This window comes from Spirilliplanes yamanashiensis (assembly GCF_016863475.1).
Lineage (GTDB): Bacteria > Actinomycetota > Actinomycetes > Mycobacteriales > Micromonosporaceae > Spirilliplanes > Spirilliplanes yamanashiensis.
This window is the reverse complement of sequence record NZ_BOOY01000020.1, coordinates 79,262-101,688: the sequence shown is the minus strand read 5'-3', so window position 1 is coordinate 101,688 and position 22,427 is coordinate 79,262. Positions and strand designations below refer to the sequence as shown.

Genomic DNA, 22,427 nt, shown 5'->3' with positions numbered 1-22,427 from the left:
GCGCTGTTCCTACCGGGTGGGTACGACGGAACCCGGTTGATCGACCCTGCCCGGCCCGGCCGTACGCTTGTCGTCATGCGCTCGGAGTGGCACCAGCTGAGTCATCCCGCGGTCGGCAGCGTCGCGCTGCAGACCAGCCGCCCCACCACCGCCGGCTCCGCCGAGGACGAGGCGCTCGGCCTCGACCGCTGGCGCGAGCTGCCGCGGGCGCAGACGCCGCCGTGGGCCGACCCGGCCGAGGTCGCCGAGGTCTGCCAGGTCCTCGACAACGTGCCGTCGATCGTCGCCCCGTACGAGGTCGACGAGCTGCGCCACCGGCTGGCCCTGGTGTGCGAGGGCAAGGCGTTCCTGCTGCAGGGCGGCGACTGCGCCGAGACGTTCGCCGACAACACCGAGAGCCACCTGCTCGCCAACGCGCGCACCCTGCTGCAGATGGCGGTCGTGCTGACCTACGGCGCGTCGCTGCCGGTCGTCAAGGTGGCCCGGGTCGCCGGGCAGTACACCAAGCCGCGCTCCGCCGCGACCGACGCGCTGGGCCTGCCCGCCTACCGCGGTGACCTGATCAACTCGCTGGAGGCCACCGAGGCCGCCCGCGTCGCCGACCCGCAGCGCATGATCCGCGCGTACGCCAACTCGGCCGCCGCCATGAACATGCTGCGCGCGTACCTGTCCGGCGGCCTGGCCGACCTGCACGGCCTGCACGACTGGAACAAGGACTTCGTCAAGCAGTCGCCGGCCGGCGAGCGCTACGAGGCGATCGCCCGCGAGATCGACCGCACGCTGGAGTTCATCCGCGCCTGCGGGATGACCGACAACGACGCGCTGCGCACCGTCAACCTGTACTGCTCGCACGAGGCGCTGGCGCTGGAGTACGACCGGGCGCTCACCCGCGTGTCCGGCGGCCGCGCGTACGGGCTGAGCGGGCACTTCCTGTGGATCGGCGAGCGCACCCGGCAGATCGATGGCGCGCACATCGACTTCATCAGCCGCATCGCCAACCCGATCGGCGTCAAGCTCGGCCCCGGCACCGCCCCCGAGCAGGCCGTCGAGCTGTGCGAGAAGCTCAACCCGGACAACGTCCCCGGCAAGCTGACCCTGATCAGCCGGATGGGCAACGGCAAGGTCCGCGACGTGCTGCCCGCCCTGGTGGAGAAGGTCACCGCCGCCGGCGCCAAGGTCGTCTGGCAGTGCGACCCCATGCACGGCAACACCCACGAGTCGTCCAACGGCTACAAGACCCGCCACTTCGACCGCATCGTCGACGAGGTGCTCGGCTACTTCGAGGTGCACCGCGGCCTCGGCACCCACCCGGGCGGCATCCACGTCGAGCTGACCGGCGAGGACGTCACCGAGTGCCTGGGCGGCGCGCAGGGCATCGCCGACCTCGACCTGCCCGACCGGTACGAGACGGCGTGCGACCCGCGCCTGAACACCCAGCAGTCGCTCGAACTGGCCTTCCTCGTCGCGGAGATGCTGCGTGGTTGACCTGCGCAGCGACACCGTCACCCGGCCCACCGCGGCGATGCGGGCGGCCATGGCGGCCGCCGAGGTCGGCGACGACGTGTACGGCGAGGACCCCACCGTCAACGCGCTCGAGGCGCGGGTCGCCGCGCTGTTCGGCCACGAGGCGGCCCTGTTCACCCCGACCGGGTCGATGGCCAACCAGATCGCCCTGCAGCTGCTCGTCCCGCCCGGCGGCGAGCTGCTCACTGACGCCGACGCGCACGTCGTCACGTACGAGCTGGCGGCCGCGGCGGCGTACGGCGGCATCTCCACCCGCACCTGGCCCGCCGTCGGCGCCGACCTCGACGTCGCCGCGATCGAGGCGATGATCCGCCCCGGCGGCTACCACGCCGTCGCGACCCGGGCGATCGCCGTCGAGCAGACCCACAACCGCGGCGGCGGCGCCGTCATCGCGCTGGACACGCTGCGGGCGCTGCGCGCCGTCGCCGACACCGCGGGCGTCGCCCTGCACTGCGACGGCGCCCGCATCTGGCACGCCCACGTCGCCGACGGCGTCGCGCCCGCCGACTACGGCCGGCTGTTCGACACCCTGATGGTCTCGCTGTCCAAGGGCCTCGGCGCGCCCGTCGGCTCGCTGCTCGTGGGCGGCGCCGAGCACGTCGCCCGGGGCCGGGACATCCGCAAGCGGATGGGCGGCGGCATGCGCCAGTCCGGCATCCTCGCCGCCGCCGGCCTGCACGCCCTCGACCACCACGTCGCCCGCCTCGCCGACGACCACGCCCGCGCCCGCCGCCTCGCCGGGGCGCTGGAGCCGTTCGGCGTCACCACGGCGGCCGCGGTGCGCACCAACATCGTCCCGCTGCGCCTGCCGGACGCCCCGGCGCTGGGCGCGGCGGCCCGCGAGCACGGCGTGCTGATCTCGGTCCTCGGCCCGCGCACCGGCCGCCTCGTCACCCACCTCGACGTCGACGACGCCGGCGCCGACCACGCGATCGATGTGCTCACGACGCTGCTGAAGGGCTGACCCGCACGGCGGCCGCCAGGCGACAGGTCGAGCAGCGTCTCCCAGGCATCGGTGCGGAATTCCGGCATCGAAGTGGATCATAGGAACGGGCCGCGCCGGTCGTAGGGTCGCAGGTATGCGATACCGATTCCTGGGCCGGTCCGGGCTGGCCGTCAGCGAGCTGTGCCTCGGCGCCATGACGTTCGGCCGGGAGGCCGACGAGAAGCTGAGCTTCCAGCTGCTCGACCGCTTCGCCGACGCGGGCGGCACGTTCATCGACACCGCCGACGCGTACTCGGCGGGGGAGAGCGAGCGGATCCTCGGCCGCTGGTTGCGCGGCCGCGACCGCGACGACGTGGTCGTGGCCACCAAGGTGCGCTGGGGTCCCGGCGGCAACCGCGAGGGCCTGGGGCGCAAGCACGTCGTCGCCGCGGCCGAGGCCAGCCTGCGCCGGCTCGGCACCGACCACATCGACCTCTACCAGATCCACGGCTGGGACGCCGCCACCGACGTCGCGCAGGTCATGCGGACCCTCGACGACCTGGTGACCAGCGGCAAGGTGCGGCACATCGGAGTCAGCAACTGGGCGGCCTGGCGCATCCAGCAGGCGCTGGCCTGCGCCCGCGAGCCGTTCGTGTCGCTGCAGCCGCTGTACAACCTGCTCGACCGCGAGACCGAGTGGGAGCTGCTGCCGCTGGCCCGGGAGAACGGCCTCGGGGTGCTGCCGTGGAGCCCGCTGCGCGGCGGCTGGCTGACCGGCAAGTACACCCGCGACATGACCTCCGCCCCGGCCGGCACCCGCATCGACGCCGCCGAGGCCGAGGGCTGGGGGGAGCGCTGGGCCGAGTACGCCACCGAGCGCACCTGGACGGTCCTCGACGCGCTGCACGCGGTGGCGGGCGAGGCGGGCCGCCCGCCGGCGCAGGTGGCGCTGAACTGGCTGCTGCAGCGCGACGGGGTGACCGCCCCGATCATCGGCGCGCGCAACCTGGAGCAGCTCGACGCGAACCTCGCCGCCACGGACTGGGACCTCGACCCGGCCCTCGCCGAGCGGCTCACCGCGGCCAGCGACCAGAAGCTGCCGTACCCGCACGACCTGCTCACCGCGAGCGCCCGCAACCCGGGCTGACCGGGCGGCCGCCGGGCCGGGCCCGGGCGGGGCCGCCGGGTCGGGAGCGGTTTGGCCGATCCGGGACCGCCGCGCGCGGGCCGCCGGTAGCGTCGCTGGCGTCCGTCATCCTCCCGGCGGCACGACCGGCCGGGCCGGCGAATCGAGGCGCGATGCGGCCGAAGAACCGGACCACAGCGGGGGTGGGCGCGCCGCTGCGGGCGTACCTCATGGGCCTGACCGCCCTGTTCGTGCTGACCGCGGCGGGCGCGATCTGGTTCGGCTGGGAACGCGCCCGCACCGACGGCCTGGCGGCGGCCCGCGCCGACGCGCGGTTCGCCGCCGGCAAGGCGGCGCAGCAGATGGGCGAGGGCGTCACCACCGTGCAGGCCACGGTCGGCTCGCTGGCGAGCGCGCCGGGCGCGGCCGAGGTGTACACCGACCCGACGGCGTGCCGGCTGTCGTTCAACCTCGGCTCGTCCGACGCCGGGCACCTCGACCTGCTGCGGCCGGACGGGACCGTCGCCTGCTCGTCGCGGCCCCTGCGGGACGCGGCGGAGGCCCGCACGTACCGCGGCGCGGGGTGGCTGGCCGCCGCGAACCGCGAGCCGCAGGTCACCGGCCCCGTGCCCGACCCCCGCACGGGCCGCCCCGCGGTGCTGATCAGCGCGCCGCTGCCCGGGCTCGGCTCGGTGATCGCCATGGTCGACCTGGCCGAGTTCGGCCGGAACGCGGGCCAGGCCTACGGCGGCGCCCGCGACCTGGAGTTCCTCGTGCTCGGCCCGGACGGGTCCAGCATCCTGACCCGCTGGCCCGACCCCGTCCGGTGGTCCGGGCTGCCGCTGCGCCCCAGCGCGTTCGCCGCGCCCGGCCCGGGCGGTGACGGCACCGACGTGACCGGCGTGCCGCGCGTCTACGGGCAGGCCACCGTCCCTGGCGCCGGCTGGATCGTGTACGCGGGCGCCGACCGCTCCGCGGCGCTCGCCGCCGAACGCCGGTCGGCCGGCTGGCAGGCGTTCATCGCCGCGATCGGCCTCGCGGCCGGGCTGCTCGCCACGCTGCTGGTGTACCGGCGCATCACCCGCCCCATCGGCCGGCTGCGCGCCGCCGTGCACCGCGCCGCCGACACCGGCGACCTCGACGCCGAGGTCACCGTGGCCGGGCCGCGGGAGGTGCGGGCGCTGGGCGCCGAGTTCGCCGGCCTGCTCGCCGCCGTCGACCGGGAGCTGGCCGAGCGCCGCCAGGCCGAGGAGGCCGCCCGCGAGCACGAGCGCAACTACCGGCAGATGTTCGACACCAGCCCGAACCCCATCTACCTGTTCGAGCCGGACACGCTGCGCCTGGTCGCCGTGAACGACGCCGCCGTCGCGTACTTCGGCCGCGGCCGGGAGGCGCTGCTCGCGCTCACCGTGCCGGACCTGTGCCCCGCCGACGACGCCGCCGCCGTCACCCAGGCGATGGCGGGCGCCGGCGTGGTCGACCGCGGCCGCCGGATGCGGCACCTGCGCCGCGACGGCACCGTCACCGACGTCGAGCTGACCAGCCACGTCACCGTGTTCGCCGGGCGGACGGTGCGCTGCGCGGTCGTCGACGACGTCACCGAGCGCGAACAGCTCCAGCGGCGGCTGCGCCAGTCCGAGCGGCTGGAGAGCCTCGGCCAGCTCGCCGGCGGCATCGCCCACGACTTCAACAACCTGCTCGGCATCATCAACGGCTACGCCGGCATGTGCGCCACCGACGTCGAGGAGCTGGCCCCGGACGAGCCGGAGTGGCGCCGCCTGCGTGCCGACCTGCTGGAGATCGTGGCCGCGGGCGACCGCGCCGCCGGGCTGACCCGCCAGCTGCTCGCGTTCGCCCGCGCCGACTCCGTCGTCGAATTGCGGGTGGTCGACGTCAACGCGGTCGTCACCGACGTGGAGCGGCTGCTGCGCCGCACCCTCGGCGAGGACATCGCGCTGCGCACCAACCTCACCGGCGACCCCGCGCTGGTCAAGGGCGACGTGGGCCGCCTGGAACAGATCCTGGTCAACCTCGCCGTCAACGCCCGCGACGCCATGCCGCAGGGCGGCGCCCTGACCATCGACACCGACGTGGTCGCCGTCGACGACCACTACGCCGCCCAGCACCCGGGCGCCCGCCCCGGCCGCTACGTGCGGCTGCGGGTCAGCGACACCGGCGCCGGCATGAGCCGGGAGACGCTGGAGCGCGCGTTCGAGCCGTTCTTCACCACCAAGCCGGTGGGGCAGGGCACCGGCCTGGGCTTGGCCACCATCTACGGCATCGTCACGCAGCTCGGCGGGCACGCCCAGATCTACTCCGAACTCGGCCACGGCACCACCGTCGGGGTGCTGCTGCCCGTCACCGAGGAGACCGCCGACGCGGCCGGCGCCGCCGCGGCCCCGCCCGAGCCCGGCGCCGGCCAGACCATCCTGCTCGTCGAGGACGACGAGAGCCTGCGCGCCCTCACCGAGCGCATCCTCCGCAGCGGCGGGTACACGGTGCTGTCGGCGTCCCGGGCCGCCGAGGCCCGCACCCTGGCCCGCGAGCACGCCGACATCGACCTGCTGCTCACCGACGTCGTCATGCCCGACATGCACGGCCCCGACCTCGCCGCCGCGCTGCACGCCGACCGGCCGGACCTGCGGGTGCTGTACATGTCGGGCTACGCGGAGACGATCCTGGCCGCCCGCAGCACCCTGCCCGGCGGCACCGTGCTGCTGAACAAGCCGGTGACCGCCCACGAGCTGCTCAGCGCCGTGTCCCGGGAGTTGCGCGGCGCGCGCCGCCGCCAGCCGCGCTAGCCGTACGCGGGGCGGTGGTCCAGGCCCGCCCCGGACGGCACGAGCACGGCGGTGTACGGCGGCACCTCGCCGAGGTCGTCCACCTCGTCGATCTCGAAGCCGACCAGGCCGTGCCGGATCGGCACCTCCGCGTGGACCACGGCGGCCACCGCGGCCAGCCAGCGGTCGATCGGCGCGCGCCAGTCGAGCGACTCGGCGCCGCTGCGCTCGTCGAACGGGAACCCGCCGATGCGGCGGTCGACCCGGGCCAGCGCGCCGAGCGGCAGGTACAGCTCCAGGTGGTCGGCGCCGTCGAACCGGGACACGAAACCGCCGCACACGACGCGGTCACCGGCGGGCAGCGTGACCCGTCCGCGCAGGTGGCCGTGCGCGTGCAGGGCGGCGGCGCCCGGCTCGACGGCCGCGAACGTCCCGTCCGGCCGCCGGGCAAGGCAGCCCTCCACGCCGGCGGCGCGCCACAGCGCCCGCACGGCGCGGTCGAGTAGGTCGTCGCCGGCGGGTTCGAGCGTCAGGGACAGCTCGTAGAACCCGCCCGTCCAGTTCTCGTCGTCGTGCAGGTCGTCCGGCCTCACGTCGCCCCCGCACCGGTGGCGCGGGCGCAGGTAGCGGGCATGGCGTCTCCTGTCGGGTCAGGTGTCACCGCGTGGACGGAGCCGGCCGCGCCGCCTCGACGTCAGCCGGCGGCGCGCAGGTCCTTCAGGAGGGTGATGTCCGTCGCATGGCCGGTGGCGGCGTCGTCGCTGGGGGTCTCCACGACCACCGGGATGCCCGCGGTGGCGGGGTGCCGCATCAGCTCGGCGAACGCGGCCGTGCCGATCGTGCCCTTGCCGATCGTCTCGTGCCGGTCGCGGGTGGAGCCGCACGGGTCCTTCGAGTCGTTGGCGTGCACCAGCTGCAGCCGGCCCGGACCGACCGTGGCGACCAGGGCGTCCAGGGTGGCCGCCATGCCGCCGGGCGCCGCCAGGTCGTGCCCGGCCGCCCACGCGTGGCAGGTGTCGAAGCAGACCCCCAGCCAGGGGTGGCGCTCCACCGCGTCCAGGTACGGGCCGAGGTCCTGCATCGTCGACGCCAGGCTGCGCCCGCCGCCCGCGCTCGGCTCGACCAGCAGCCGCGGCAGGCCCTCCGCGAACGCGGTGTCGAGCAGCGGCAGCAGCGCCTCGCGGACCTGGTGCAGCGCCTTGTCGTCGTGGGCCGGGTCGACGGCGCTGCCCGCGTGGAACACCACCGCGGTGGCGCCGATGGCCCGGCCGCGGCGCAGCGCGTGCTCCAGCGTCTGCACCGACTTCTCCACCGTCAGCGACGTCGGCGAGCCCAGGTTCACCAGCAGCGAGGCGTGGATGTACGACGGGACGCCGCGCTCGGCGAGCCCGTCGCGGAACAGGGCGTCCTGCTGCGGGTCGCCGGGCGGCAGCGCCCAGCCGCGCGAGTTCGACACGTAGATCTGCACGACCTCGGCGCCCGCGGCGTCGGCGTACGGCAGCCCCGCCTTCGCGAGCCCGCCGGACGTCCTGGTGTGCGAGCCGACCGGGCGGGTCAGAAGCACTGGATCGCGACCTCGGTCTGCGGCGCCACCGGGGTGTTCTCGCCCGGCTGCTGGCCCTGCACGGTGCCGTTCGGGTTGAAGTCGACGCGCACCCGCAGGCCCATGCCCTCCAGCTGGCCCTTCGCCTGCTGGCACGGCGCGCCCAGCACCCGCGGCACGACCAGCTGCGGCGGGCCCTTGCTGACCTCGAGCTTGACCTCGGCGCCCTTCTCCGCGCTGGAGCCCTCCTTCAGGCTCTGCCCGATGACCTGCCCGGCGGGCTGGTCGCTGTCCTTGTAGATCTCGGCGGCGGTGAGCCCCAGCTGGCCGGCCTCGTTGCGGGCGTCGTTGATGTTCTTGCCGACGAAGTTCGGCACGGTGATCGGCGCGCGGCCCTTGCTGACCACGACGGTGACGGTCTCGCCGGACTTCAGCTCGGTGCCGGCCTCCGGCTTGAACGAGATGATCGAACCCTTGGCGACGCTGTCGCTGAACTTCTCGCCGCCCTTCTTCAGCACCAGCTTCTCGACCTCGAGCTGCGCCTTGGCCGCGTCGAGGTCGAGGCCGGCCAGGTCGGGCACGGCGTGGCGCTCGGCGCCGAGGCTGAGCACGAGGGTGACCGTGTCGCCGTCGAGCATGCGCTCGTCGGGCGGCGGGTCCTGGCTGAGCACGACGTCGACGGGCACGGTGTCGCTGTACTGCGGCTCGCCGTAGGCGAACACCACGCCCGCGGTCTGCGCCTGCTGCTCGGCCTCCGCCTTGGTCAGGTTCACCAGGCGCGGCGCGTCGGTGTAGCGGCCGACGCCCAGGTACCAGGCGCCGACGGCCACGACGAGCACCGCGAGGGCGGCCGCGACCAGCGCGATGATCCGCATCCGGTTGTCGGCCGGGGTCTCGTCCAGGCCGGCGGTGCCGCCGTGGCGCCGCCGGCCGGGGCCGGTGCGGGCGCGGTCGGGCTGGCCGGGCAGCCGGGCCCAGCCCGGGCGGGCCGGGTCGAGCGCGCGGGTGGCGTCGGCGGGCACGGCCGGCACGACGGCGGTCTGGTCGGCGGCGGCCGGGCGGCCGACCTGCCGGTAGACGGCGGTCTCCACGTTGGCGGCGCCGAGGTCGTCGCGGACCACCTGCACCTCGCCGAGCAGCGCGCCCGCGTCGGTGGGGCGGGCGCCCGGATCGCGCCGGGTGGCGCGGGCGACCAGCTCGTCCAGCACCGGCGGCAGGCCGGGGACGATCGAGCTGGGCTTCGGCACGTCGTTGTCGACGTGCTGCCAGGCCACCTCGACCGGCTGGTCGCCGTCGAACGGCACCCGGCCGGTGAGCATCTCGAACAGGACGATGCCGGCCGAGTAGACGTCGGTGCGGGCGTCGGAGTGCCCGTCGGTGACCAGCTCGGGCGCCACGTACGCGACGGTCGCCATGAGCTGGCCGGTGCCGCCGTCCGTGCTGGCCTCGACGGCGCGGGCCAGGCCGAAGTCGGCGACCTTGACGACGGAGTCCTGCAGGTTGCCGGGGCCGCCGCTGGGCGCCTGGGCGACCAGCACGTTCTCCGGCTTGACGTCGCGGTGCACCAGGCCGGCGCGGTGCGCGGCGGCGATCGCGGCGAGCATCTGGTCGAGGATCGCCAGGGCCTCGACGGGCTGGAACCGGCGCCGCTGGCTGAGCAGCTCGCGCAGGGTGCGGCCCTGCACGTACTCCATCACCAGGTAGGGCAGGCCCTCGTGGATGCCGGTGTCGTAGACGGCGACCACGTTCGGGTGGGTGAGCCGGGCGATGGTCTTGGCCTCGTCGGCGAACCGGTCGAGGAAGTGCACGTTCGTCGCCTGGTTCGCGTGGATGATCTTCAGCGCGACGGTGCGTTCGAGGCGTTCGTCGAGCGCGGTGTAGACCGTGGCCATGCCGCCGCGGGCCACGCGCCCACGCACGCGGTAGCGCCCATCGATGAGGGCGCCCAGCAGCGGGTCGGCAACAGTCGTGTCCATCGGCGTGAAGTCTATTAGTCCTCGGGTCGGCGACAGCTCAGGATGCCACAGCGTTCACGGCTCGGGTACGGACCGTTCGGGTCATACCCGGCGCCACGGGCGGTGGCGCCGGGCACATTCGACCGTCAGTAACCCTTCGACTCCCGCGGGTCGCGAGGAGTCTCGCTCGCCGACGGGGTGGCGCTCTCCGTCGCGTCCGGGGTCGGCGACGGGCTGGGCGACAGCGACTCCGACGGCGACGGCGACTCCGACGCGGGCGTCGGCACCGGCGGGTACGTGCACCGGCACGGCGTCGGCACCGGCGGCGCCAGCGTCAGCGCGGGACGCGCGGTCGTCCGGCCGGGGCGCGGGGCCTCCTCGCGCTGCGCCGGGCGCTCCGCGGCCACGGGCGCGGTGGTCCGGCGGGCGGGCACCCGGGCGGCCGGCCGGCTCGGCGGCAGCGCCGACGGCTCCGCCATCAGCGGCAGCGGCTCCGGGGCGTGCGCCTGCGCGGCCCGGCCGGCGGCCAGCTCGCCCAGGCCGTTCACCACGGCCAGGTAGCTGCCGGCCGCGCCGGTCAGGGCCAGCATCGCGAACGCCGACGCCGCGACGAGCCGGCGCGGCCGGGGGCCGTACTCCTCGTCCGCGACCCCGCCGCCGAACGTGCTCAGGCCGGCCGAGGTGACGTCCGGGTAGCCGTCGGCGGGGGAGTCCGCCTGGCCCGGCCGCTGCCGCATGTCGTACCGCAGGGAGCGCCAGGCGCCGGCCACCTCCCGTCCTGCTGACCGCAGGAAGCTCATCGAAGACACCTCTCGGATTCGTTGGGGGCAGGTCAGGGCCGCTGGTAGGCGGCCGGGACGGCATGGCAGGGTTGACCCGTGACCGATTCCGTACCCGTGGGCGAACTGCGTCCGGCCGGCGAGCCGGCCGCGTGGATCGCGCTGCCGGACGTCGCCGAGAAGCTGGACGTCCCGATCACCAAGGTCCACCAGATGATCCGCGAGCGCGCGCTGCTCGCCACTCGTCGTGACGGCATCCGCGTGGTGCCCGCTGAGCTGGTGACCAACGACACCGTGCTCAAGCACCTCCCCGGCGTCCTCACGTTGCTCCACGACGCCGGGTACAACGACGAAGAGGCCCTCCGGTGGCTGTACGAACCGGACGAAACGCTCGGCGGGACCCCCGCCGCAGCGCTCGGCGGCGACCGCGCCCGCGAGGTCAAGCGGCGCGCCCAGGCGCTCGGGTTCTGACCGCCGCGGATGGGACACCTCTCCTACTTGGCGGTCCTGGCCTTCTGCTTCGCGGCGGCCTGCTGGCTCGAACCGGTGCTGCGCGTCAACGTGCTGCGCCGGTGGCGCCGCCTCGCCCTCACGGTGCTGCCGGTGGTCGTCGTGTTCGCCGTCTGGGACCTGGCCGCCATCGCCGCCGGGCACTGGACGTTCGACCCCGCCCAGACCACCGGGCTGGTCCTGCCCGGCGGCCTGCCCGTCGACGAGGTGCTGTTCTTCGTCGTCGTGCCGGTGTGCGCGATCCTCGGCTTCGAGGCCGTCCGCGCCGTCCTGCGCCGCCCGGCGGGTGACGAGTGAGCTACACCGCCGCCGCGCTGCTCGGCGTGGCCGTCGCCGCGGTCGTCGACCTGTTCGTGCTGCGCACCCGGCTGCTGACCCGCGCCGTGTTCTGGGCGACGTACCCGATCATCATCCTGTTCCAGCTCATCTCCAACGGCATCCTCACCGGCCGCGGCATCGTCCTGTACGACCCGGCCGCGATCCTGGGCCTGCGCATCGTGTTCGCCCCGGTCGAGGACCTGTTCTTCGGCTTCGCGCTGGTGCTGTTCACCCTGTCGCTGTGGGTCTGGCACGGCCGCCGCGGCGTGCAGCGCACCCCGGCCGCGGGCGAGGGCAGCCGCCTGCTCGAACGCCTGCGCGACCGCACCCGCTCCTGACAGCGTCGGGCCGGTGAGGCCGATCCTGCCCTCGGGTTGCGCTTGGTCGGTTCCGGGGGCGGGGTGGCCCACTCCGGGCGGTCAGGCTTGATCCCTCCGTGGGCCACCCCGCCCCCGGAACCTCGGTCGGTCGCTCTCCGACTCGCCGGCTGGTGGCCGGCCGGGTTGACGTCAGACGGTGCGGCGGGTGGCCGCGTCGGCGAGGCGGCGTAGGACCGCCGCGGCGTCCGGGTCGACGTCGGCGGCGGTCAGGGCCGCTGCCGCCTCGGCGGTGAGTTCGGCGATGCGCTCCTCGGTGCGGCGCAGGGCGCCCGAGGACTCGATGATCGTGCGGAGCCGGTCGACGCCCGCGGCGTCCAGGGCCGGGTCGCCGAGGCGGGACAGCAGTTCCGTGCGGTCCGCCTCGGGCGCGGTGGCGCAGGCCGCGGCGACCAGGTAGGTGCGCTTGCCCTCGCGCAGGTCGTCTCCCGCCGGCTTGCCCGTGACGGCCGGGTCGCCGAAGACGCCGAGGACGTCGTCGCGGAGCTGGAACGCCTCGCCCAGCGGCAGCCCGAAGGCGCTGTACGCCGCGCTCAGCGCCGCCGGCGCCCCGGCCAGGGCGGCGCCCAGCAGCAGCGGCCGCTCCACCGTGTACTTGGCCGACTTGTAGCGGGCCACCTTGCCGGCCCGCTCGACGGACATCTCGCCGGTGGCCTGGGTGAGCACGTCCAGGTACTGGCCGACGGTGACCTCGGTGCGCATCGCGTCGAACACGGGGCGGGCGCGGGCCAGGGCGGCCGGGTCGACGCCGGCGGTGTGCAGCAGCTCGTCCGACCAGACGAGGGTCAGGTCGCCGAGCAGGATGGCGGCGCTGTCGCCGAACGCGGCCGCGTCGCCCTGCCAGCCGGCCTTGCCGTGCAGGGCCTCGAAGCGGCGGTGCACGGCGGGTTCGCCGCGCCGGGTGTCGGAGCGGTCCATCAGGTCGTCGTGGATCAGGGCGCTGGCCTGCACCAGCTCCAGCGCCGCCACCGCCGCCACCACCGCGTCGCCGTCGGGGCCGCCGGCCGCGCGGTAGCCCCAGTAGGCGAACGCGGGCCGCAGCCGCTTGCCGCCGCCCAGCACGAACGCGTCCACGGCGTCGGCGACCGGGCCGAGGGCGGGGTCGATCGCGGCCAGGTCGGCGCGCCGGCGGGCGAGGAAGTCGGCGAGCGCGCGGTCGACACGCTGGCGCAGGCCGGCCGTGTCGAGCGGCGAGATGTCGCTGGTCACGGCACGACGCTAGTACCTGTGCGGATCATCCGCCGGGTGGGACGACGTCCGGTGCGCCGCGTCGCGGCCGGTACCATTCCGGCCGTGGCACTCGGACTTCCTTCCCGGCTCCCCGCCTCGCCGTCGATCGGCGACCTGATCCGCGGGGCGGAGCCGACGTTCTCGTTCGAGTTCTTCCCGCCGAAGACGGCGGACGGCGAGCGGCTGCTCTGGCAGGCGATCCGCGAGCTGGAGTCGCTGCGCCCGTCGTTCGTGTCGATCACCTACGGCGCGGGCGGCACCACGCGCGACACCACCGTGGCGGTGACCGAGCGGGTGGCGACGGAGACGACGCTGCTGCCGATGGCGCACCTGACGGCGGTCAACCACTCGGTCGCCGAGCTGCGCAACGTGATCGGCCGGCTCGCCGGGGCGGGCATCCGCAACATCCTCGCCGTGCGGGGCGACCCGCCGGGCAACCCGATGGGCGAGTGGGTGCAGCACCCCGACGGCGTGCTGTACGCGGAGGACCTGGTCCGGCTGCTGCGCGAGATCGGCGACTTCAGCGTCGGGGTGGCCGCGTTCCCGTACAAGCACCCGCGGTCGGCCGACACCGACAGCGACACCCGCAACTTCATCCGCAAGTGCCGGGCGGGCGCCGACTTCGCCATCACCCAGATGTTCTTCGACGCCGACGAGTACCTGCGGCTGCGCGACCGGGTGGCGGCGGCCGGCTGCGACACCCCGATCGTGCCGGGTGTCATGCCGGTCACCCGGATGGCCACGATCGAGCGGTCGACGCAGCTGTCGGGCGCGCCGTTCCCGCCGGCGCTGCTGGAGCGCTTCGAGCGGCTGGCCGGCGACGAGGCGGCGGTGCGTGAGCTGGGCATCGAGCTGTGTTCGGAGATGTGCCGGCGGCTGCTCGACGAGGGCGTGCCGGGCATCCACTTCATCACGCTGAACCGCTCGACGGCGACGCGCGAGGTGTGGCAGCAGCTCGCCGCGACGGCCCCCGCGACCGCACCCGCCTGACGATCACCCGCACGGGCGTGCCCCGGCGTGATTGGCTGGACGGGTGCTCACCTGGGACCAGTACGCGACCGCCTGGTCGAAGCTGCACGGCGGCTTCGACCCGCGGGCCGCGTCGCCCGTCGTGCGGGGCTGGGTGCGCCTCGCGTACGCGGGCGGCAGCCTGCTCGGCCGCCTGCGGGTGTCGCCGACGGCCGTGACCGCCGCGGGCCTGCTGATCTGCCTGGCCGTGCCGGTCGCGGCGTCGCGCGGGCCGGTCGGGGCGCTCGTCGCCGCCGGCCTGGTGCTGCTGGCCGGGGTGGCCGACGCCCTGGACGGCGCGGTCGCCGTCGCCAGCGAGCGCACCTCGCGCCTCGGGTTCGTGTACGACTCGGTCGCCGACCGGGTCGGCGAGGCCGCCTGGCTGGCCGCGCTGTGGGTGGCGGGCGCCCCCGGCGGCCTGGTCGTGGCGGGCGGCGCGGTGAGCTGGCTGCACGAGTACCTGCGCGCCCGCGCCGTCGCCGCCGGGATGACCGAGGTGGGCGTGGTGACGGTGGCGGAGCGGCCGACCCGGGTGTCGGTGGCGCTGGTGGCGCTGCTGCTGGCCGGGGCGGCGGGCCTGCTGAACCCGGACCTGCTCGCGGGCACCGCGACGGTGGGCGCGGTGGCGTGGCTGTTCTTCGCGGTGTTCGGCCTGGGCCAGCTGTTCGGCGGGGTCCGCCGGGCGCTGCGCCGATGATCGCGAAATCGATTGTCGGCGCGGTTCCGCACGCCCTACCGTGGTCTGCGTCACCGGACAACGACCAGGTCAGGAGCGTGACGATGCTGCGCGACGCCGGATCGATGGGTGACGGGCACGGCTGACCCGCCCGCGCGTCGGCCCGCCCGTTCCCGGTTGCCGGGGACGGTTTCTTTTTTGTGCCGTCCCTCCACTGTGGAGGGACGGGCGCGTCGTGCGGTCACGGGGGCCGCAGGCGCGCCGCGCCGGACCCGGCCCGGGTCCGGCGTCGGGGGGCTCGCGGCAGGCCGCAGGCCGGCGGTTCGACTCCGCCGGGGTCCACGCAGGTGTCGACAGGTGAAGGAGGTGGCCCGGTGGTGCTCGTTCTCAACGCCGACCTCGGCCCGCTGCACCGGGTCAGCGTCCGGCACGCCGTGCGGATGCTGTTCCGCGAGGTGGCGGTCGTGCACGAGGCGGAGCCGGACCGGCGGATCGGGGTGTTCCCGGTGCCGACGGTGGTGCGGCTGGTCAGCTACGTGGTGACGCGCTGGCGGCACAGCCGCGGCCCGGCGTGGTCGCGGCAGGGCGTGCTGGCCCGCGACGGCCGCCGGTGCGCGTACTGCGGCCGGGCGGCGTCGACGGTCGACCACGTCCTTCCGCGCTCGCGCGGCGGCGGCAACACGTGGCGCAACACGGTGGCGGCCTGCGGCCGGTGCAACCACCGCAAGGCCGACCGCACGCCCGCCGAGGCGGGCCTGACGCTGCGCCGCGCGCCGGCCGAGCCGACGTGGGCGCAGCTGGCCCTGTCCTGACGGCCGCCGGGCGGCGGTCGTCAGGCCGGGCCGATCCGGTCGGCCACGATGGCCGCCGACAGCGTCACCATCGGCAGGCCGCCGCCCGGGTGGGTGGAGCCGCCGACGAGGAACAGGCCCGGCACCGGGCCGCGGTTCGGCGGGCGCAGCAGGCCGCCGGCCGTGCCGTAGATGGCGCCGCCGGGCGACAGCGTCTCGGCGGCCAGCCAGGCGGGCGTGCGGGTCTCGGCGAACGTGAGCCGGGACCGCACGTCCAGGCCGCGGGCCGCCAGCACGTCGAGGACCCGGTCGCGGTACGCGTCGGCCAGGCCGGGCCGCTCCCAGTCCACGGCGGACGGCGCCCGGCCGTGGCGCGGCGCGTTGACCAGCACGAACCACGACTCGTGGCCGGGCGGGGCGACCGCGGGGTCGTCGGCGCGGGTGACGAAGACCGTGGGGTCGGCGGGCGGGCGGCCGCCGAACACCGCGTCGAACTCGGCGTCGTAGTCGCGCGGGAAGAACACCGTGTGGTGGGCCAGTTCCGGCGTCGCGCCGCGCACCCCGAGCAGCAGGACGAAGCCCGCCAGGCTGCGCGCCGCCAGGCCCGCCAGCCGCCCCGGCGTGGGCAGCAGGTCCCGGTACAGCGTGAGCGCGTCCACGTTGGACACCACCGCGTCGCACGCGACCGCCGCCCCGGACGCCAGCACCACGCCGGTGGCGCGGCCACCGGTGACCGTCACGGCGCGCACGGGGGCGCCCAGCTCGACGTGGACGCCGAGGGACCGGCAGCGCTCCAGCAGCGCGTCGGCGATGGCGCGCAGGCCGCCGCGCACGTACCAGCCGCCGAAGTTCAGCTCCGCGTACGGGATGGCGGCCAGCGCGGCGGGCGCGCGGCGCGGGTCGGCGCCGGTGTACGTGGCGTAACGGTCGAGCAGGGTGCGCAGGCGCGGGTCGCGCAGGTAGCGGCGGCCGAGCCCGCGCAGGGTCAGCCCGGGCGCGATCGCGGCCAGGTCGCCGAGCCGCCACGCCAGCCCGGCCAGGGCGAGCGGGGTGTCGACCGGGCGTTGCAGCACCGAGCGCCACGACGCGTCCCAGATGCGGGCGGCGCGGCGCCACAGCCGGTCCCAGTCGTCGGCGGCGGACGGGCCGAGGGCGGCGGCGATGCGGGCCAGGAACTCCGGGTGCGACGACGACGAGTCCAGCGTCACCCCGTCGGCGAAGACGTGCCGCACCACCGGGTCGAGCGGCACCAGGTCCAGGTCCAGGTCGGTGAACAGCTGCGGCAGGGTGAGCAGGCTCGGGCCGGTGTCGAAGACGTGGCCGTCGCGGTCGTACCGGCCGAGCTTGCCGCCCACCGTCCCCGCCGCCTCGAACACCGTGACCCGGTGGCCGAGGGCGGCCAGCCGCGCCGCCGCCGTCAGCCCGCCGACGCCCGCGCCGATCACGACGATCCTCACGTCACCACCGCCCGTCCCCGCCAGGTGATCGTGCGACGCCGCCGCCACGACCGCACGACCAGCCACCCGAACAGCGCCGCCGACACCGGATGCGCCAGGGCGTCCGGCCAGGCCCGGCCGCCGGTGGCGCGGGCCGACACGACCCGGCCGGCGACGCCGAGCAGGTACGCCGCCGACCCGCCGGCCACCAGCGCGGGGCGGCCGGTGAGCGCCAGCGCGGGCGGCAGCACGTACCCGAGCAGGAGCAGGACCGCCCCGAACCCGGCGCCCGGCGACGCCCACAGCGACTTGGTGTAGCCGTCGGCCAGCTCGCGCCACGACTCGTACATGCGGCAGGTGGCCTGCGCCGACGCGTCGGCGAGGGCGATCCGCCCGCCGGCGCGCTTCACGGCCCGGGCCAGCTCGACGTCCTCCAGCACGGTGCCGCGGACGGCGGCGTGCCCGCCGGCGCGGCGGTACCCGGCCCGGTCGGCGACGAGGAACTGCCCGCCGGCGGCGGCCAGCGACGGCCGCGGCGAGCGCTCCATGGCGCGCAGCGGCAGGAACGTCAGCCACGTCCACTGCAGCAGCGGCTGCACCAGCCGGCCCGCCCCGGTGATCCGCGGGTACGGCGACAGCAGGTCCACCCCGGCGGAGCGCAGCAGCGCCACGCACGAGCCGACCGCCCCGGGCGCGAGCACCACGTCGGCGTCGACGAACACCAGGGCGGTGGACTCCGGCCGGGCGGCGTCGGCGAGCACCTGGCAGGCGTGCGGCTTGCCGAGCCAGCCGGCCGGCAGGTCGCCGCCGCTGATCAGCCGCACCCGGTCGCCGGCGACGGCGCGCACCACGTCGGCGGTGCCGTCGGTGGACCCGTCGTCCAGCACGACGATCTCGACGTCGCCGCGCTGCTCCAGCAGGGCCCGCAGGCACGGGGTGACCCGGGCGGCCTCGTCGCGCAGCGGCAGCAGCACCGACACCGGCTCGGCGGCGGCCGCGCGCGGGTCGGGGCGGCGCAGCAGCCGGGCGTTGACGATCGTGTGCAGGGTCAGCGCCGCCACCACGCCGGTGAGCGCCCAGATCACGCCGGCACCCGGGCGCGGCGCGATCGGGCGAGCTGCACCGCGAGCGGCACGGCGACCAGCCCCATCCCCACCCCGCCCCAGGCGGCCGACGCGGGCAGGCCGAGGAACACGGCGTGGGCGAGCACCGACGAGCCGTACGTCCACAGGTACAGCGCGAGCATCGGGGCGTCGTCGGCGCCCGCCCGGTCCGGCACGAACCGGGCCAGGCCCGCCATCAGCAGCACCGCGAAGCCCAGCCAGCCCAGGTAGTTGCCGACCGGGATGCCGGGCACGCCGGGCAGCGCGGGCGTCGGGCTCTGCCACGTCCAGTAGCCCTCGGCGACCATCTGCGGGTCGAGGAACAGGTCCCACGCGGCCAGCCCCGCCGCGGCCACCACCACCCGGGCGGCCACCGACGACACCAGGCGCCCGGCCGCCAGCCAGGCCGGCCACGCCATCCACGTCCAGGCCAGCGGGATGATCAGCGGGACGCCGAGCAGCTTCGGGCCGAGCTGGCCGGAGTAGTCGTAGGTGCCGAACGGGAACCCGGTGGCGACGCCGACCGCCTCGACGGCCCAGCCGCCCGCGGTGGCCACGGCCACCAGCGCCAGGGCGGCGCGCGGCCCGCGGGAGAGCGCCGCGTGCGACACCGACAGCACGTACCCGAGGACGACGGTGAGCACCGTGCACGCCGCGCGGGTGCCGCCCGCGGTGAGCGGGTAGCAGATCTGGGTGAGGACGAGCGCCGCCAGCAGCGCCCAGGGCAGGCGTCTCAAGCGCGTTCGGCGGCGGGTGCCGCGTCGCGCCGGTCCGCCGCCAGCGGCAGCTCCCGGCCGAGCACCGCGAACGCCCGCTCGTCGCCGGGGAAGTGGAAGTCGCGCAGCACGTCGATGAACCCGAAGCCGCGGTACAGCCGCCACGCGCGCGACGTCTTCTCGTCCGCCTCCGGCGTCGACAGCAGGCAGGTGGACCCGGCGGCCATCGCCAGCAGCGCCCGCAGCTGCCGCGAGCCGATGCGGTGGCCCTGCGCGGCGGGCCGCACGTGCAGCTCGACCACCTCGAAGCAGTCGGTGAGCCAGGTGCGCCGCTCGGCGTCGCTCAGCGCGGAGCGCACCTGGTCGTGCCACCACTGCCCGCCCGCGGACGTGTAGCCGTAGCCGAAGCCGGCGAGCTGGCCGTCGGTGGTGAGGGTGGCGACGGCGCGGAAGCCGGGGCGGCGCACGTGCGCGGCGATGTAGCCGCGGCGGGTCTCCAGCAGCTCCTTGCGGTAGCCCATCGCCTCGCCGTACACGGCGACGACGTCGGGCAGCCGCCGGACCAGGTCGTCCGGCTGCCACGGCACGAGCCTCACCGTGCGTTCTCCTTCTCGTCCTGCCAGCCCAGCACGGCGCGGTCGCCGCTGATGTCGCGCACCGCGAACCGGGCGAACAACTCCTCGGCGTACCAGCGGTCGGCGGGCGTGCGCTCGACCACCGCGCGGTGCTCCGGCTGACGGTACGCGAAGCGCGTCAGGTCCGTCGCGCTGCGCCACACGCTCACCGTGCCCTGCCAGCCGACCGGCGCCTCGCCCACCCCGAACCGGGCCAGCAGCCCGGGGGCCTCGTGCAGCGCCCGCGCCACCGGCGGGACGGCCCGCCAGAACGTCAGCGCCTTGCGCGGCGCCAGCCGGGCCCTGGTCAGCGCCAGGATCGTCCCGTCGGCGCGCCGCCCGGTCGCGGCGAACGGCTCGACGCCCGACCACCGGCCGCGGCTGACCAGCGGCGTCAGGTCGACGCGGGCGCTGCCGTCGGCGATCCGGGCCCAGTCGCGGGCCAGCCGCGAGCCGTCGAACGCGGCCGCCGCGTCCGGGTCGGCCCACGAGACGACGGCCGCGTACCGGGTCAGGTCGGCGTCGCCCGGCCCGAAGCCGGTGCCGGTCCCGGTGCCGAGCAGCTTGCCGAACCGCACCCCGGGCAGGGCGCGCAGCCGCCGCCGGTCGACGGCCAGCCGGGCGAACGCGGCCGGCACCCGCCGCCGCGGCACCCGCCACACGTGCAGCGTGACCAGCGGGTCCACGTCAGGCCACGTCGGCGGCGTCGCCGGCGGTGACCCGCAGCAGCTCCGCGTACGTCGTCGGGAACACCGCCCGGGGCACCCCACCCGCGGCCCACACCACGTCGTACTGCGCCAGCGCGCGGTCGACGAGCGTGCGCACCGGCTTCGGGTGGCCCAGCGGCGCGACCCCGCCGATCGGCTGGCCGGTGTGCGCCCGGACGAACTCCGGCGTGGCCCGGCCCAGCTTCGCCACCCCGACCAGCGCGGCGACCTTCGCCGTGTCGACCCGGTGCGCGCCGGAGGTGAGCACGAGCAGCGGCCGGCCGTCGGCGTCGAAGATCAGCGAGTTGGCGATCTGGCCCACGGTCACGCCGAGCGCCTCGGCGGCCGCGGCGGCGGTGTGCACGGCGTCGTCCAGCACGACGACCCGGGACGGCTCGCCGGCGGCGGTGGCCGCGCCCGCGGCGTCCAGGGCGTCCTGCACGGCCACGACGTTCGGATGGTCCTGCATGCCTCCCATCCTGCCCGATGACCGGCGGCACCCGTCAGCACAGCCGCCACCGCCGGTCACCGGCGGCCGTCGGCGGCGCCAGACCGGCCCCCACCAGCACGGCGGCGGGCACCGGCAGGTCCAGGGCGGCGCCCACGCGGCGAAGCCCAGCAGCACCGGCCCCGCGATCGAGGAGCCCCGGCCCGCCCGGTCCAGATGGACCGCGAGGACGCCGAACAGCACGATCGCCGCGGACCCGCGTTTCCGCCCCATACTGAGCGGATGAGTGACCACACCTACCGCGTGACCGAGATCGTCGGCAGCTCGCCCGACGGCGTCGACCAGGCCATCCGCAACGCCGTGCGGCGCGCGTCGCAGACCCTGCACAACCTCGACTGGTTCGAGGTGACCGAGATCCGCGGTCACCTCGCGGACGGCGACGTGGCGCACGTCCAGGTCACGATGAAGGTCGGGTTCCGGCTCGACGAGCTGTGACCGCCTCCACCGCGGCCTCCACCGCGGGGGCCACCGCGTCGGTGATCACCGCGTAGCCCGCGCTCGACGGGTGGAACCGGTCGGCGCTGAACAGGCCCGGGTCGACGGCGAAACCGGTGGCCGAGCCGCCGGCGGGGTCGGCGACCCGGGCGCCCGCGGCCGCCGCCGCCCGGATCTGCGCCTGCTGGAACGCGGCGCACCCGGCGCGAACGGCGGCCCGCATCTGCGGCGGCACCCACGGCACCACGCTCAGGTCCGGCGCGGGCGCGACGACCACCTCGGCGCCCGCGGCGCGCAGCGCCCGGACCGCGTCGCCGAGGTGCGCCGCCGCCTGCTGCGGCGGCACGAGGTGGGTGACGTCGTTCGCGCCGATGATGATCAGCGCCACGTCGGGCCGGGCGGGCGCCGCGCGCTGCACCTGCGCGGCGAGGCCCTGGCTGCGCGCCCCGGGCACGGCGACGACGTGCACGTCGACGTCGGTGCCGGCCGCCCGCAGCCGGGCCGCCAGCCGCGCGCCGACCGTGTCGGCCGGCCGCGACGCGCCCTGCCCGTACGCGATGGAGTCGCCGAGGACGGCGAGGGTGAGGGTCACGCCGGTGGTCAACGCGCGGCGCGCCCCGATGCTTCCGTCACGATTCACGGTCCGGGAGGGCGAGCACCGCGGCCGAGCCGTCGACCATGAGGCGGCGGGCGAGCTCGGCGCGGGCCCGGCGCTGCGGCTCCGTCAGCGGGGTGGGGCGGCCCTCGCGGCGGGCCCGGATCTCCGCCGCCAGGTCCGGCGGGACGCCCAGCGCGGGCAGGTCGTCGATCGCCTCGCGCTTGGTGACGAGGCGGCCCGTCGTGACCGTCGCCCGGACCCGGGCCAGCGTGGTGAGGCCCAGGTCGACGTACAGGTCCTCCAGCCACAGCTCCGGGCGGGCCGTGGCGCCCGCCCAGAAGCCGGTCAGCTCGGCGCGGGCCGCCGCCCGGACCGCCGCGGGCGGCAGCGGCGGCACGAACGCGGCGGGCGGCGGCCCGAACACCGTGATGCCGAAGGCGTGCAGCTCGGCGCGGGCGATGCCGCCGACCGGGCGGCGCCACAGTTCGCCCACCGCCCAGTACGGGTGCTCCCGGTCCGGGTCGTCCGCCTCGCCCGCCACCAGGTACGCGCAGTGCAGCTTCGGCGCGCCCGCGCGGCGGTGCAGGGCGGTCAGCGCGTCGTCCGGCGGGGCCGCGGCCACCACGGCGACCGCGTCGACGTCGCTGATGCCCGGGCGGTAGTCGCCGGACGCCAGCGAGCCGCCGACGTACAGCGCCCGCGCCAGGGGCCGGACCGCCGCGGCGAACACCGCGACGGCCGGTTCCCGGGCGAGCCGGTGCGGCATGC

Annotated in this window: 24 protein-coding genes; 11 read left to right on the top strand and 13 right to left on the bottom strand. The window is 76.1% G+C overall.

Going from position 1 to position 22,427, the window contains the following annotated elements:
- The first annotated feature begins 75 nt into the window (after positions 1 to 75).
- From Sya03_RS14080 to Sya03_RS14065, 4 genes are all read left to right on the top strand, one after another.
- The gene (locus tag Sya03_RS14080) at positions 76 to 1,485 is read left to right on the top strand and encodes a class II 3-deoxy-7-phosphoheptulonate synthase (protein ID WP_203938722.1); all 1,410 of its coding nucleotides are present in this window, start codon (positions 76 to 78) and stop codon (positions 1,483 to 1,485) included.
- Positions 1,478 to 2,488 (top strand): threonine aldolase family protein, encoded by a 1,011-nt coding sequence (locus tag Sya03_RS14075; protein ID WP_203938721.1) that lies wholly within the window; start codon positions 1,478 to 1,480, stop codon positions 2,486 to 2,488. The genes Sya03_RS14080 and Sya03_RS14075 overlap by 8 nt, the downstream gene beginning before the upstream one ends.
- A gap of 115 nt (positions 2,489 to 2,603) precedes the next feature.
- Positions 2,604 to 3,596 (top strand): aldo/keto reductase, encoded by a 993-nt coding sequence (locus Sya03_RS14070; protein ID WP_203938720.1) that lies wholly within the window; start codon positions 2,604 to 2,606, stop codon positions 3,594 to 3,596.
- 152 nt (positions 3,597 to 3,748) lie between these two features.
- Entirely contained in the window at positions 3,749 to 6,376 is a 2,628-nt protein-coding gene (locus Sya03_RS14065) for an ATP-binding protein (RefSeq protein ID WP_203938719.1), read from the top strand.
- On the opposite strand, the gene Sya03_RS14060 is transcribed toward Sya03_RS14065, so the two are convergent.
- The 4 genes from Sya03_RS14060 to Sya03_RS14045 all read right to left on the bottom strand — a co-directional run bounded on the left by Sya03_RS14060 (position 6,373) and on the right by Sya03_RS14045 (position 10,653).
- On the bottom strand, positions 6,373 to 6,948 hold the full coding sequence (locus Sya03_RS14060) for a hypothetical protein (protein ID WP_203938718.1): 576 nt from the start codon (positions 6,946 to 6,948) through the stop codon (positions 6,373 to 6,375). The two genes, Sya03_RS14065 and Sya03_RS14060, sit on opposite strands and share 4 nt — an antisense overlap.
- Positions 6,949 to 7,049: 101 nt before the next feature.
- Entirely contained in the window at positions 7,050 to 7,919 is an 870-nt protein-coding gene (locus Sya03_RS14055) for a deoxyribonuclease IV (protein WP_203938717.1), read from the bottom strand.
- Positions 7,910 to 9,874 carry a Stk1 family PASTA domain-containing Ser/Thr kinase gene (pknB, locus tag Sya03_RS14050; RefSeq protein ID WP_203938716.1) on the bottom strand — a complete coding sequence of 655 codons (1,965 nt, stop codon included), beginning with the start codon at positions 9,872 to 9,874 and terminating at the stop codon, positions 7,910 to 7,912. The genes Sya03_RS14055 and pknB overlap by 10 nt, the downstream gene beginning before the upstream one ends.
- A gap of 125 nt (positions 9,875 to 9,999) precedes the next feature.
- Positions 10,000 to 10,653, bottom strand: a complete 654-nt coding sequence (locus tag Sya03_RS14045; RefSeq protein WP_203938715.1) for a hypothetical protein — start codon at positions 10,651 to 10,653, stop codon at positions 10,000 to 10,002.
- 78 nt (positions 10,654 to 10,731) lie between these two features.
- On the opposite strand from Sya03_RS14045, the gene Sya03_RS14040 reads away from it, so the two are divergent.
- The 3 genes from Sya03_RS14040 to Sya03_RS14030 are packed head-to-tail and all read left to right on the top strand — an operon-like array spanning position 10,732 to position 11,798.
- Positions 10,732 to 11,103: an Rv2175c family DNA-binding protein gene (locus tag Sya03_RS14040; RefSeq protein ID WP_203938714.1), complete on the top strand. Its 372-nt coding sequence runs from the start codon at positions 10,732 to 10,734 to the stop codon at positions 11,101 to 11,103.
- 9 nt (positions 11,104 to 11,112) lie between these two features.
- Positions 11,113 to 11,439, top strand: a complete 327-nt coding sequence (locus Sya03_RS14035) for a lycopene cyclase domain-containing protein (protein ID WP_203938713.1) — start codon at positions 11,113 to 11,115, stop codon at positions 11,437 to 11,439.
- Entirely contained in the window at positions 11,436 to 11,798 is a 363-nt protein-coding gene (locus tag Sya03_RS14030; protein ID WP_203938712.1) for a lycopene cyclase domain-containing protein, read from the top strand. The genes Sya03_RS14035 and Sya03_RS14030 overlap by 4 nt, the downstream gene beginning before the upstream one ends.
- Positions 11,799 to 11,969: 171 nt before the next feature.
- Here Sya03_RS14030 and Sya03_RS14025 read toward each other — a convergent pair whose 3' ends face one another.
- Positions 11,970 to 13,046 (bottom strand): polyprenyl synthetase family protein, encoded by a 1,077-nt coding sequence (locus Sya03_RS14025; protein ID WP_239107480.1) that lies wholly within the window; start codon positions 13,044 to 13,046, stop codon positions 11,970 to 11,972.
- A gap of 84 nt (positions 13,047 to 13,130) precedes the next feature.
- Between Sya03_RS14025 and metF the strand changes: the two genes are divergently transcribed.
- From metF to Sya03_RS14010, 3 genes are all read left to right on the top strand, one after another.
- Positions 13,131 to 14,057 (top strand): methylenetetrahydrofolate reductase [NAD(P)H], encoded by a 927-nt coding sequence (gene metF, locus Sya03_RS14020; protein ID WP_203938711.1) that lies wholly within the window; start codon positions 13,131 to 13,133, stop codon positions 14,055 to 14,057.
- A 31-nt stretch (positions 14,058 to 14,088) separates the two neighbouring features.
- Positions 14,089 to 14,772: a CDP-alcohol phosphatidyltransferase family protein gene (locus Sya03_RS14015; RefSeq protein ID WP_203938710.1), complete on the top strand. Its 684-nt coding sequence runs from the start codon at positions 14,089 to 14,091 to the stop codon at positions 14,770 to 14,772.
- Between the two features lie 353 nt (positions 14,773 to 15,125).
- Entirely contained in the window at positions 15,126 to 15,563 is a 438-nt protein-coding gene (locus Sya03_RS14010; RefSeq protein WP_203938709.1) for an HNH endonuclease, read from the top strand.
- 20 nt (positions 15,564 to 15,583) lie between these two features.
- Here the strand turns inward: Sya03_RS14010 and Sya03_RS14005 are convergent, their stop codons facing one another.
- From Sya03_RS14005 to Sya03_RS13980, 6 genes are read right to left on the bottom strand one after another with little or no spacing between them, the layout of a single operon-like run.
- Positions 15,584 to 17,023, bottom strand: a complete 1,440-nt coding sequence (locus Sya03_RS14005; protein WP_370872154.1) for a phytoene desaturase family protein — start codon at positions 17,021 to 17,023, stop codon at positions 15,584 to 15,586.
- Positions 16,996 to 18,063: a glycosyltransferase family 2 protein gene (locus Sya03_RS14000; protein ID WP_203938707.1), complete on the bottom strand. Its 1,068-nt coding sequence runs from the start codon at positions 18,061 to 18,063 to the stop codon at positions 16,996 to 16,998. Before Sya03_RS14000 ends, Sya03_RS14005 begins: the two co-directional genes overlap by 28 nt.
- Entirely contained in the window at positions 18,060 to 18,818 is a 759-nt protein-coding gene (locus Sya03_RS13995; RefSeq protein WP_203938706.1) for a carotenoid biosynthesis protein, read from the bottom strand. The genes Sya03_RS14000 and Sya03_RS13995 overlap by 4 nt, the downstream gene beginning before the upstream one ends.
- The gene (locus Sya03_RS13990) at positions 18,815 to 19,393 is read right to left on the bottom strand and encodes a GNAT family N-acetyltransferase (RefSeq protein ID WP_203938705.1); all 579 of its coding nucleotides are present in this window, start codon (positions 19,391 to 19,393) and stop codon (positions 18,815 to 18,817) included. The genes Sya03_RS13995 and Sya03_RS13990 overlap by 4 nt, the downstream gene beginning before the upstream one ends.
- The gene (locus Sya03_RS13985) at positions 19,390 to 20,097 is read right to left on the bottom strand and encodes a monooxygenase (protein WP_203938704.1); all 708 of its coding nucleotides are present in this window, start codon (positions 20,095 to 20,097) and stop codon (positions 19,390 to 19,392) included. Before Sya03_RS13985 ends, Sya03_RS13990 begins: the two co-directional genes overlap by 4 nt.
- 1 nt (position 20,098) lies before the next feature.
- Positions 20,099 to 20,587, bottom strand: a complete 489-nt coding sequence (locus Sya03_RS13980; protein ID WP_203938703.1) for a YbaK/EbsC family protein — start codon at positions 20,585 to 20,587, stop codon at positions 20,099 to 20,101.
- Positions 20,588 to 20,848: 261 nt separating this feature from the next.
- On the opposite strand from Sya03_RS13980, the gene Sya03_RS13975 reads away from it, so the two are divergent.
- Entirely contained in the window at positions 20,849 to 21,061 is a 213-nt protein-coding gene (locus Sya03_RS13975) for a dodecin (protein ID WP_203938702.1), read from the top strand.
- On the opposite strand, the gene Sya03_RS13970 is transcribed toward Sya03_RS13975, so the two are convergent.
- Both Sya03_RS13970 and Sya03_RS13965 read right to left on the bottom strand, forming a co-directional pair.
- On the bottom strand, positions 21,024 to 21,701 hold the full coding sequence (locus Sya03_RS13970) for a GDSL-type esterase/lipase family protein (protein ID WP_239107478.1): 678 nt from the start codon (positions 21,699 to 21,701) through the stop codon (positions 21,024 to 21,026). The genes Sya03_RS13975 and Sya03_RS13970 overlap by 38 nt on opposite strands.
- On the bottom strand, positions 21,691 to 22,425 hold the full coding sequence (locus Sya03_RS13965) for a hypothetical protein (RefSeq protein ID WP_203938701.1): 735 nt from the start codon (positions 22,423 to 22,425) through the stop codon (positions 21,691 to 21,693). The genes Sya03_RS13970 and Sya03_RS13965 overlap by 11 nt, the downstream gene beginning before the upstream one ends.
- Positions 22,426 to 22,427 lie beyond the last annotated feature (2 nt).

Coding starts and splice junctions, on each gene's coding strand:
- Sya03_RS14035 (WP_203938713.1), top strand. CDS start 11,113: ATGGGACACCTCTCCTACTTGGCGGTCCTGGCCTTCTGCTTCGCGGCG.
- Sya03_RS14065 (WP_203938719.1), top strand. CDS start 3,749: ATGCGGCCGAAGAACCGGACCACAGCGGGGGTGGGCGCGCCGCTGCGG.
- Sya03_RS13965 (WP_203938701.1), bottom strand. CDS start 22,425: ATGCCGCACCGGCTCGCCCGGGAACCGGCCGTCGCGGTGTTCGCCGCG.
- Sya03_RS13980 (WP_203938703.1), bottom strand. CDS start 20,587: ATGCAGGACCATCCGAACGTCGTGGCCGTGCAGGACGCCCTGGACGCC.
- Sya03_RS14070 (WP_203938720.1), top strand. CDS start 2,604: ATGCGATACCGATTCCTGGGCCGGTCCGGGCTGGCCGTCAGCGAGCTG.
- pknB (WP_203938716.1), bottom strand. CDS start 9,874: ATGGACACGACTGTTGCCGACCCGCTGCTGGGCGCCCTCATCGATGGG.
- Sya03_RS14045 (WP_203938715.1), bottom strand. CDS start 10,653: ATGAGCTTCCTGCGGTCAGCAGGACGGGAGGTGGCCGGCGCCTGGCGC.
- Sya03_RS14080 (WP_203938722.1), top strand. CDS start 76: ATGCGCTCGGAGTGGCACCAGCTGAGTCATCCCGCGGTCGGCAGCGTC.
- Sya03_RS13975 (WP_203938702.1), top strand. CDS start 20,849: ATGAGTGACCACACCTACCGCGTGACCGAGATCGTCGGCAGCTCGCCC.